Raw genomic sequence first — 11558 nt, forward strand, 5'->3', positions numbered from 1 at the left:
TTTTATTGAATTACGAATTTTATAATCAAACCTCCTGCAAGCCATATATAGCAAATGAACGCCGCATATTTTAAGATGGTTTCCAACAATTGGCTTTTTGGTGCCATCTCACTCATTGAATGGTCAACATCCTTTTTCTTGTAGAAGCCTAAATAAATCAGATAAACTGAAACCATTAAAAAGGCGATGTTTAAAAAGAAGGTGTAGTCAATCTTAAAGTGTTCTTTATCCTGAATTTCTACCTGCGATGGTTCTGGCAGTATACTAAGCAAGTCGAAACTATAATGTAAAGCCAATGATGTTCCAATCAAAGCCGTAAACAACAGGAATAAAATGAAAAATGACATCTTCCATCCGTAGTATTTTGCGTTGATGCGTAAAACGGGAAAAACGACCAAGTCGCTAAAAATAAACGCCATAACTCCCGCAAAACTCACGCCTTTTCCGAACAGTAACGCTGCTAAAGGAATGTTTCCCATTGAGCCGATAAAAGTCAAAAACGCGGCAACCGGACCGACTACAATATGTTCCAGAATCTCAAAAAATGAGAAATCGGTATTGCCCTGTCCACTATTGATGAACAAGGTCTGAAAAAAGGAATCCGGGACAAAGGAGGCTACAATCCCAGCAATAGTGAAGCCTACAGTTACATCCTTCCAGACCATCTGCCATTCCATTTTATACTTCTTGGCTACCCTGGCCCAGCTATCCTCCTTTTGGATTTGCTTTTTCCAGTCTTTAGGATCGTCCATTGCATCTTTATCCTCACCTTCAAGATTTTCCCGAGCTTTCTCAATAAGCTTTTTCGGGTTTATAATACGTATGAGGATCCAACAAATTCCAATTAGTAAGAGACCACCAGCATATTCTCCCACCACGAACTGCCATCCTAAAAAGATGGAAATAATTATCCCAAGTTCTATGACCAAATTGGTAGAGGCCAGCAGAAAAGCGATAGACGAAACAAAACTTGCCCCTTTTTTGAATAGGGACTTGGTTCCGGCCAAAGCCGAAAAACTACAGGAACTGCTTATAAAACCAAAGAACGTTCCCAAAAGGACACTTTTGGATTCATCTTTCCCCATAGCTTTTTGCATCCGTTTTTCGGTCACAAAAATCTGTATCATACTACTGATGATGTAACCTAAGATAAAAGCCCACAAAGCCATCCAGAAAAATCCGGTAGAAGTATAGGCAGCCTCTCCCCATTGTTTTAAAAAATCATTCACCTCATCGTTATTCTATAGTTTCTGTAACCTTACCACATTTTAACATTTTCTCTCCATAGTAAGGGTTTAAAATTTCTTCATCCGTTGACAACCAGTAACCGCCCTTATTGTTAAATGCCATAGGGCAAAACTGTTGATATATTTCTCCGTTAGAGATTGTACCATTAACAATCGTTGTCATCTGCTCTGTAATATCCGAAAAGACCGTTCTTTGAATTTCAATATCATCGGCTTCCACTACCTTAGAAACCATACTCCTAAAATTAGCATCATCGGTATTTTCCAAAAGCATTTTTGCACCTGATCGTGCTTCATTAACATTCGAATTTACCAATGCGGTTTTAATATGAATGTAATGTTGGAATTGTTCACTTGTACGCGCATCATTAAAAGCCAGTTCAGAATTCGATTGTTTTTCGTGCGTTGAAATAGACTCTTTTTTGGTATCCTTTGGTTCGTTCTTGCAAGAGATAAGTCCTACTGTAACCAATAAAAGTAATGCTGTTTTTTGTATTGTTTTCATAGTTATTGTATTTATAGATTATTGATTTATTAGATAATTAATGATGGCCGATTTCGAATAATATAGCTGTACCGACTCCACCAAATTTGTTTGAAATTTTAATTGTAGTTCCTGAATATCGAGTATGTCATTAAAATTAATGGTTCCTGTCTCATAGTTTTTTATCAGGATCTCTTCGGCATCTTTTGCCTGCTTAAGGTTCTTTTCTTGGGTGTTAAACTGAATGCGTGCCTGATTTCTTTGGAATTGCGCTCTGCTCAAGGCGGTCTGCAATACATTGAGTCGATCTTTCTTTAGTAGTTCAATTTCTTGCCTGCGTAATTCATTCTGTTTGGTAATGGATTTGTAGCGGTTATTAAAAATAGGAATGGAAAGGGATACCATTGGCATGAGTATATCCTTGCCGTTGTCCAAAGGATTCATGTCCGTCCTTTCCGCAACCGGAACATAATCCAACCCAAAACCAATGTCCGGTGCACCTTCCTTTTTGTTGAGCAGTTCCGATTGTACTACGGATTCATACAGCCGATCATATTTAAGCAGTTCAGGATTCAATAGCAAACTGTCCGCAGTATATAAGGGGTCTTCTTCAGGAAGCTGCAACTCCGAAATAGTTTCAACAGCAATGCTTTCCTTTCTGTTCAAGAGGTTATTAAAGCTTGCCTGTTCCGCTAAATATACCTGTTGCAAGACCTCCTTTTTCTGCTGTAGTTCGTTTTGCCGGATTTGCAGGCGAAGTACATCCACTGCGGATGCATTACCTACTTCCACCGATGTCAGCGCCAAGCGCTCATAAATTTTTAATAATTGGATGTTGTCTTCCAAGATTTTTTGCTCTGCGTCTATTGCATATAGCTCATAATAGGATAGGGCTACCGAGAGTGCTAGTTTACGTTTGACGATAACAATTTCCGCGTACTCTGTTTCGGCCATGGAACTGGCGTAATTCTCACGAGCGGTAATTGTACCGAACCACGGCACCATTTGTGACACGGAAAATCGGGCACGTTGCGCACCTGTTCTTGTTTCTGGCTCACTTACAAAGTATCCTGCACTAACCGTTGTATTGGGCAACGTGTTTACTTCGTTTACTTTCTCATGGGCGATATCATACCGTAATTTATAAGCCTGAACTTCAGGATTGTTCGCTTCTGCTTCCTGAAGGTATCCTTGTAAATCCTGAGCTTGCGTAAACACAGAAATAAACAACAGGCCAAAAATTGAAGTTATACTTTTCATTTGCGTAAGCTTTTAAGTTGAAATTCTTTTTTCCAGCTATACAATACGGGAACAATAAAGTAGGACGTAATATCTATTATCATCCCCCCAAAAATGGGTATGGCCATCGGAATCATGATATCACTTCCTTTTCCCGTAGAGGTCAATACTGGTAATAGGGCAAGAATGGTAGTTACCGTAGTCATTAAGCAGGGCCGAATGCGTTTTCCAGCGGCCTGCAAAGTTGCTAGGCGTATCCCTTTATTATCCGTAGGATTTTCTTTGTCAAACGTTTGTGTCAGATAGGTGGCCATGACCACGCCATCATCCGTGGCAATACCGAATAAGGCTATAAAACCTACCCAAACCGCCACACTCAAATTGATGGTTCTCATATTGAACAAATCTCGCATGTTCTCTCCGAAAAGACTAAAATTGAAAAACCAGTCCTGCCCATAAAGCCATATCATAATAAAGCCCCCGGCAAAAGCCACGGCAATGCCGGTAAACACCATAAGCGACGTAGCAACGGAACGGAACTGGAAATAGAGAATCAAAAAGATAATGACCAGGGCCAGCGGTACTATTACAGATAATGTTTTTTCTGCCCTCAATTGGTTTTCGTACGTTCCAGTGAAACGATAGCTGACACCTTGGGGAACGATCAACTCACCATTTTCGATGCGTTCTTTAATTAGTTGCTGTGCATTTTCGACCACATCTACTTCGGCAAAGCCATCGAGTTTGTCAAAAAGAACATAGCCTACTAAAAATGTGTCTTCACTCTTTATGACCTGTGGCCCTTGTTCGTACCGTATGTCCACCAATTCGCCCAAAGGGACAGGACTTCCTTTCGCAACGGGTACGTAAATGTTGCGTAGATCTTCTGGATTTGCCCTAAGTTCTCTCGGATACCTTACACGCACCGCATAGCGCTCACGACCTTCGACTGTTTGGGTCAAAGGCATGCCGCCTACGGCAACCTGCAGGATTTCCTGCACATCCATAATAGAAATACCATATCGCGCCAGCTGATCTCTTTTAATATCAATGAGCAAATAGGGTTTGCCCACAATACGATCCGCAAAAACAGCTTGTTCCTTAACGCCTTTAGCTTCCTTTAAAATTTCTTCTAACCGCAAACCGAAACTTTCAATGGTCTTCAAGTCAGGCCCTTTTACCTTAATGCCCATTGGAGCGCGCATTCCGGTCTGTAACATTACCAATCGCGTTTCAATAGGTTGCAGTTTTGGCGCTGATGTCACACCAGGCAACTTTGTGACCCTCACAATCTCATTCCATATATCATCAGGACTATTAATTTCGGGTCGCCAGTTGCGGTAGTATTCGCCATCTCCATCTTCAATAAGATCCTCGCGGGTAGCGGAGGTCGTCAGCGAAGCTTCATCGTAGTTTATATTTTTATCAATCTCATTGTTCGGGTTAATGATATACTTGTTGTTCTTCAGTACAAATAGTCCGTCGTCATTTACCCGATAGCGCTGCCGGTCTCCAGCAGCGTTGCGCATATACTCAGATTTATACTGTATTACATTTTCGTACATGGAGAGTGGTGCAGGGTCCAGGGCACTTTCCGTTCTTCCCGCTTTACCGACCACCGTCTCAATTTCTGGAATGCTCGCTACGGCCATGTCCAATTGTTGCAATACCCGCTTATTTTCTTCGGCACCTGCATGCGGCAACGATGTTGGCATCAACAAGAACGAACCTTCATTGAGTGCCGGCATGAATTCCTTTCCCGTGTTGCTCATGATAACAATGCCCAAAGTAAGTACCGTTGCGGGAATGATTAGAAATAGCATTCTGTTTTGTAGTGCCCATCGGAGGATACGTTCGTAATAGATCCTAAAAATTGAGAAGACACCCAAAAGACCAAAGCAGATGATGGAAACAAAAACTAGGTTCATAATAATGCTTCGGTCAAAGCCCAACGGCCGCCAATATTCTGCAAGCAGCAAGACAATCGCAATAGCAGAAATGATAATGTTCAACGTATTCTGGTTGATTATGAACCTACGCTTAAAAAGCACTATTGGATACTCTTTTTTTGCCTTGAGCGAAAAGAAGAAGCCACTACATCCAAAAGCAACCAAAACAAGACCCAACCAAAAACCAAATACCAAGGCGAGAATACCCAAGAGTATAAGAATTCCATTCAACACAAATGTTGTACGTTCCCGTAAACTGGTTTTTCGAAATAGGAATGCTGCAACGGGCGGAATTATAAACAGTGCAATAATGAGCGATGCCGTAAGCGCCATTGTTTTGGTAAATGCCAGCGGTCGGAAGAGTTTTCCCTCCGCACCTATCATCGTAAAGACCGGCAGGAAACTTATGATAGTTGTAAGCACGGCCGTAAGAATGGCACCTGAGACTTCGGCGGTAGCATTGTAGATGATTTCATTAATTGTATATTCCTCTCCCAATCCAGCATTCTGGTCTTTTGAAGTGCGGAAGCGTAACTTTTCATTCTCTAAATGACGTATCATATTTTCAGCGAGAATTACCCCCACATCAACCATTGTACCTATGGCAATGGCAATACCTGAAAGCGCAACAATGTTTGCGTCTACATTGAACAATTTCATAGTAATAAACACCATTAATACCGCCACGGGTAACAAACCTGAAATGAGAATGGATGCCCGCAGGTTGTAAACCATAATAATAATGACGAGAATGGTTATGAGAATTTCTAAAGTGAGGGCCTCATTGAGTGTACCCAGTGTTTCCTGTATGAGTTCTGTGCGGTCATAAAAAGGTGCTATCGTTACTTGTGATGTACGACCATCGGCCAATTGTTTTGAAGGCAAACCTGATGAAAGCTCAGCAATTTGGTCTTTGACATTGTTGATGACCTCCAAAGGGTTTGCGCCATATCGGGCCACCACGACGCCACCAACAACTTCCGCCCCTTCCTTATCCAGAATGCCGCGCCTTGTTGCGGGACCCAAATGGACCTTTCCGATATCCTTGATTCGGATAGAGGTGAAATTTTCTGAAGCGACTACCGCATTTTCGATGTCTTCAATGGATTTTACATAGCCTAGACCACGAACAAGATATTCGGCTTGGTTCATTTCCAAAGTCTGTGCACCGATATCTTGATTGCTCTCTTTTACCGCCTTGACAATATCAGTTAGACCAATATTGTATTGCCGCATCAATTCGGGGTTTACGTCCACTTGATACTCCTGAACGTAACCACCAATGGATGCCACTTCAGAAACACCACTTGCCGAAGAGAGTGCATATTTTACATAATAATCTTGAATGCTTCGCAACTCCTGAAGGTCCCATCCACCCGTAACATTACCATCTGTATCACGACCTTCCAATGTGTACCAAAATATCTGACCTAATCCGGTGGCATCGGGACCCAAAGCGGGATTAACGCCCTCTGGTAATAATCCACTGGGTAATGAATTGAGTTTTTCAAGAATTCTACTACGTGACCAATAGAACTCTATATCCTCTTCAAAGATGATATAGATACTCGAAAATCCGAACATTGAAGAACTTCTAATGGTCTTTACACCAGGAATTCCCAATAAAGAAGTCGTGAGTGGATAGGTAATCTGGTCTTCGATATCCTGAGGCGAACGTCCTTGCCATTTTGTAAAAACAATTTGCTGGTTTTCTCCTATATCGGGTATGGCATCAACGGCCACAGGGTCCGAGGGTAATAGACCTGTATCCCAATTAAAGGGTGCATTTACTATGCCCCAACCTACCATTAAGGCCAGAAGTAAAACCGCAACTAGTTTGTTTTCTATTAGGAATTTTATGCTCTTATTCAGCATGTCATTTGATTATTAAACGATTAGAACCCTATGTTTTGATAAACATGAATACGAAATTGTGCCCAGAACGGTATTACCGATGGGCTACATTTCAACGTTTTTAAATCAAATAAGAAAAGTCTGATCCAGAACTACTATGTCCCGTATTAGAGGAGGTGGAGAGTAATCTCTAAAAGCAATACTATTTTCACTTACGTCTTCAAATAGATTTAGATAAGTATAAGTGAATGCTGTGATAAAATTTTGATGCTCAAATGAGAAGTTATCCAAAGATATATTTAAATCTTCCTGTCCATCAAGAACAAACTCCAAATCCGTGCAGCAATCCATTTCCATTGCCATCATTGTATCGGTCTCAAGAGAATTTGCCGTATCCATGCCACAAGTTTTGGCATCATCAAAAAAAGCAAAATCTACCAGATGGTCACCACAAAAATGCATGTCTACGGTGAAAGACATCGTAGAAAATAGCACCAAAAGGGCCATTGCAACAGATACTATTTGACGCAACATTTGTTTCATCTCTATTGCAAAACTACAAAATTTTAACTTTTATTGTACTGGTCAACATAAGTTTATCGCCAATTGAGCAATGATAAAATCCAAAGGCTTCCATACATCGTTCTAAAAAGCTTTTGTTAAGATTAAAAATTATGAGCGTAATTTTTAAATTGAATAGCTTTGTTAAAAAATATAGGCATGTTTGATACATTACGACCAAAAGTACTAGCAATAATTAATTCAGAAGCAGATACAACTGAAAGGCTACAACGAATTTGTGATCTTTTGAGAGAAAATATCGGACATTACGATTGGGTAGGATTCTATTTTAAAAATGGTGATAAACCGGAACTTAAATTGGGACCTTATGCAGGCGAACCAACGGACCATACGATTATCCCTTTTGGTAAAGGTATTTGTGGGCAGGTAGCTAAGAGCAATCAAAATTTTGTAGTGCCAGACGTTAAGGCACAGGATAACTATATAGCCTGTAGCTTTACGGTAAAAGCAGAAATCGTTGTGCCGCTGTTTGTAAACGGGGAAAATGTGGGTCAAATAGATATTGATTCCAATACTGCAGACCCGTTCACGGAAGCCGATGAGCGCTTCTTAGAATTCGTAAATGCAGAGGTGGCTAAAATTCTTTAAAACTTTACGCTTTTTGTTGATAACCTAAGACATTTACTAGCTGCAAAAAAATTACTTTTGTTTGCTTATTAAAAACATTTAAGCATCCTACAATGAGCAGTTTAAAAAAAGCTTCCTCAGCCCTTATTTCCGTATTCCATAAAGATGGGTTGGAACCAATTGTTAAGAAATTTCAAGAATTGGGAATTACCATTTATTCTACTGGTGGTACTGAAAAATATATAAAAGAATTGGGGATAGCCGTTGTTCCCGTAGAAGAGGTTACCAGTTATCCGTCTATCCTGGGTGGACGTGTAAAAACATTGCATCCGAAGGTCTTTGGCGGTATTTTGAATCGTCAGGATCACGAAGGTGACGTAGCCCAACTGGAAGAATTTGAAATTCCCCAATTGGATATCGTCATCGTTGATTTATATCCCTTTGAAAAAACAGTAGCAAGCGGCGCATCGGAACAAGATATTATTGAGAAAATAGATATAGGTGGGATTTCGTTGATTCGTGCTGCTGCCAAAAATTACAAGGATGTGCTTTGCGTTTCATCCATGGAAGATTATAAGGATTTTCTAGAAGTGATATCCAACGGAAAGGGAAGTACTACCATTGAGGAGCGCAAACGTTTTGCCGCAAAATCCTTTAATGTATCTTCTCATTACGACACCGCCATTTTCAACTATTTTAATAAGGACCATGACTTGGCCGCTTTAAAAATTAGTGAAACCAAAGGTAAGGTGCTGCGTTATGGCGAAAATCCACATCAGAAAGGATTCTTCTTTGGGGATTTTGATGCCATGTTCTCCAAGTTACATGGAAAGGAACTGTCCTACAATAATTTACTGGACGTAGATGCGGCTGTAAACTTGATGGACGAATTCAAAAACGATGCCCCAACGTTCGCTATCCTAAAGCACAATAATGCCTGCGGATTGGCACAACGTGAAAACCTGCATCAAGCCTATGTTGATGCATTGGCCGGGGACCCAGTTTCCGCTTTTGGAGGAGTTTTGATAAGCAATAAGGAAATTGATAAGGATACTGCGGAAGAGATTCATAAGCTTTTCTGCGAAGTTGTCATCGCACCCAGCTATGCGGACGATGCGCTTAAAATTTTAAAAGGAAAGAAAAATAGGATTATATTGATCCAGAACGAAGTGGAAATGCCAACCATGCTGGCCAGAACATGTTTAAATGGAACCTTGTTACAGGAAAAGGACCATAAAACAGATACTGCCACAGATTTGGACCAGGCCACAAAAGCAAAGCCGTCCGATCGTGAAATTGAAGATTTACTGTTCGCCTCTAAACTATGCAAGCACACAAAATCCAATACCATTGTTCTTGCCAAGAACAAGCAGTTGTGTGCTAGTGGCACGGGACAAACCTCTAGGGTGGATGCTCTGAACCAAGCTATTCATAAGGCAAAGAGCTTCAATTTTGATTTAAACGGAGCGGTTATGGCCAGTGATGCATTCTTCCCTTTTCCGGATTGTGTAGAGATTGCTGACAAAGCAGGAATTACCAGTGTCATTCAACCTGGAGGTTCCATAAAAGACCAATTGAGTATAGATTATTGCGATGCAAATGGAATTTCCATGGTGATGACGGGCACACGTCATTTTAAGCATTAATTTTACTACTTTTGTCGATGATTTACACCCCCTAATCCATAACCAAACAAATTTATATGGGATTTTTTGATTTCTTGACCGAGGAGATAGCGATAGATTTAGGAACGGCTAACACCTTAATAATTCATAATGACAAGGTTGTTGTTGACAGTCCCTCTATAGTTGCAAGGGACAGAATTTCCGGTAAAATTATTGCAGTTGGTAAAGAGGCCAACATGATGCAGGGAAAGACCCATGAAAATATAAAAACCATTAGGCCTTTAAAGGATGGTGTAATTGCAGATTTTGATGCATCTGAAAAGATGATCAACATGTTCATTAAGAACATTCCCGCACTTAAGAAAAAATGGTTTCCACCCGCTTTACGTATGGTCATTTGCATACCCTCCGGAATAACAGAGGTTGAGATGCGTGCTGTAAAGGAATCTGCGGAACGAGTTAACGGTAAAGAAGTTTATCTAATTCATGAGCCAATGGCCGCAGCAATAGGTATCGGTTTGGATATCATGCAGCCTAAGGGAAATATGATTGTAGATATAGGCGGTGGTACTACGGAGATTGCTGTTATCGCCTTGGGAGGTATTGTTTGTGATAAATCGGTAAAAATTGCAGGGGACGTTTTCACCAATGACATCATCTATTATATGCGCACCCAACATAACCTATATGTAGGGGAAAGTACGGCAGAGGCCATCAAAATAGAGATTGGTTCCGCCACGGAAGATTTGCAATCGCCACCCGATGAAAAATCGGTTCAAGGACGCGACCTGTTGACCGGAAAACCCAAACAAGTTCAAATATCCTATCGTGAAATTGCCAAGGCGCTTGACAAATCCATCCTTCGTGTGGAGGACGCGGTTATGGAAACTTTATCACAGACTCCACCGGAACTTGCCGCTGATATTTACAATACCGGTATTTATTTGGCCGGTGGCGGATCTATGCTTAGGGGATTGGATAGGAGACTATCGCAAAAAACAGATTTACCCGTATACATTGCAGAAGACCCATTAAGGGCTGTAGTAAGGGGAACCGGAATTGCTCTCAAGAACTTAGATCGCTATAAGAGTATACTGATCAAGTAGAATCTTTAAATTCGTATACCCCTTTACCATATTTACTAGGCGGTAAAATTGATTTTTGAAAATTCAGAAGTGAATGCAGCAGATAATAAATTTTCTGATCAGGTACAAAATCTTCTTGTTGTACGCTTTCTTGCTTCTCGTTTCCATAATCTTTACGGTACAATCGCATTCTTACCATCAGTCTAAATTCTTTAATTCTTCCAATTATATTTCCGGAAGCATTTATGAGACCGCAACAAATATCACCTCCTACTTCAAATTAAGGGAAGAAAACAAAAAGCTGGTCCGAGAAAATCAACAATTGCGCTTTCAACTGTACAATCGGGAAGAAAAGATGGGCTATTCCTTGGGCGACTCAACTTTACAAAACTACACGGTAACACAGGGGAAGGTTATAAAGAACAGTTATTCGGATCAACGTAATTACATTACCATAGACAAGGGAAACAATGACAGCATAAAACAAGATATGGGTGTCATTACGGGGAAAGGAATTTTAGGTATCGTAGAGAACACCTCCGCAAATTTTGCAACGGTACAGAGCATCCTTAATGAAAAATCCAATATCAACGCAAAAATCAAGAATTCCAATCATTTTGGCTCTTTGGTTTGGGACACCAAGAACTATAATGTAGTGCAGTTGATAGATATTCCAAGACTAGTTCCTTTGACTATAGGTGATACCATCGTTACCGGGGCTATGAGTAGTATCTTCCCCGAGAACATTCCTATAGGTACCATAAAAAAGTTTGATTTGGATAGCTCTAAAAGCTTCTATTATATTGATGTTGCCTTGTTCAATGACATGACCAATATTAAGAACATCTATATCATCAAGAATTTGAACAGGCCAGAAATCCTTGAACTAGAAGCGGAAATTCAATGATCAATAGCACTTTTTTCAT

The 11558-nt window shown here is 40.5% G+C and carries 9 protein-coding genes; 4 read left to right on the top strand and 5 right to left on the bottom strand.

What is annotated here, in order from left to right:
• Positions 1-2 precede the first annotated feature (2 nt).
• The 5 genes from N8A89_RS05295 to N8A89_RS05315 form a co-directional block, all read right to left on the bottom strand.
• Positions 3-1229, bottom strand: coding sequence for a permease (locus N8A89_RS05295; RefSeq protein ID WP_281541323.1), 1227 nt, complete (start codon positions 1227-1229; stop codon positions 3-5).
• Positions 1230-1236: 7 nt separating this feature from the next.
• Entirely contained in the window at positions 1237-1752 is a 516-nt protein-coding gene (locus N8A89_RS05300; RefSeq protein ID WP_281541324.1) for a DUF3347 domain-containing protein, read from the bottom strand.
• Between the two features lie 18 nt (positions 1753-1770).
• Positions 1771-2991, bottom strand: coding sequence for a TolC family protein (locus N8A89_RS05305; RefSeq protein WP_281541325.1), 1221 nt, complete (start codon positions 2989-2991; stop codon positions 1771-1773).
• Positions 2988-6794, bottom strand: a complete 3807-nt coding sequence (locus N8A89_RS05310) for an efflux RND transporter permease subunit (RefSeq protein WP_289645031.1) — start codon at positions 6792-6794, stop codon at positions 2988-2990. The genes N8A89_RS05305 and N8A89_RS05310 overlap by 4 nt, the downstream gene beginning before the upstream one ends.
• A 105-nt stretch (positions 6795-6899) precedes the next feature.
• Positions 6900-7307 carry an HYC_CC_PP family protein gene (locus tag N8A89_RS05315; protein ID WP_281541326.1) on the bottom strand — a complete coding sequence of 136 codons (408 nt, stop codon included), beginning with the start codon at positions 7305-7307 and terminating at the stop codon, positions 6900-6902.
• Between the two features lie 186 nt (positions 7308-7493).
• Between N8A89_RS05315 and N8A89_RS05320 the strand changes: the two genes are divergently transcribed.
• The 4 genes from N8A89_RS05320 (at position 7494) to mreC (ending at position 11539) form a co-directional block, all read left to right on the top strand.
• Entirely contained in the window at positions 7494-7943 is a 450-nt protein-coding gene (locus N8A89_RS05320; protein ID WP_281541327.1) for a GAF domain-containing protein, read from the top strand.
• Between the two features lie 92 nt (positions 7944-8035).
• Complete coding sequence (gene purH / locus N8A89_RS05325; RefSeq protein ID WP_281541328.1) at positions 8036-9568, top strand: bifunctional phosphoribosylaminoimidazolecarboxamide formyltransferase/IMP cyclohydrolase; 1533 nt, start codon at positions 8036-8038, stop codon at positions 9566-9568.
• 56 nt (positions 9569-9624) lie between these two features.
• A complete protein-coding gene (locus N8A89_RS05330) occupies positions 9625-10653 on the top strand; it encodes a rod shape-determining protein (RefSeq protein ID WP_289645032.1) in 1029 nt (342 codons plus the stop codon).
• A gap of 73 nt (positions 10654-10726) precedes the next feature.
• The gene (gene mreC / locus N8A89_RS05335) at positions 10727-11539 is read left to right on the top strand and encodes a rod shape-determining protein MreC (RefSeq protein ID WP_281541329.1); all 813 of its coding nucleotides are present in this window, start codon (positions 10727-10729) and stop codon (positions 11537-11539) included.
• Positions 11540-11558: the final 19 nt, after the last annotated feature.

This window comes from Maribacter aestuarii (genome assembly GCF_027474845.2).
GTDB classification, from domain to species: Bacteria; Bacteroidota; Bacteroidia; order Flavobacteriales; family Flavobacteriaceae; genus Maribacter; species Maribacter aestuarii.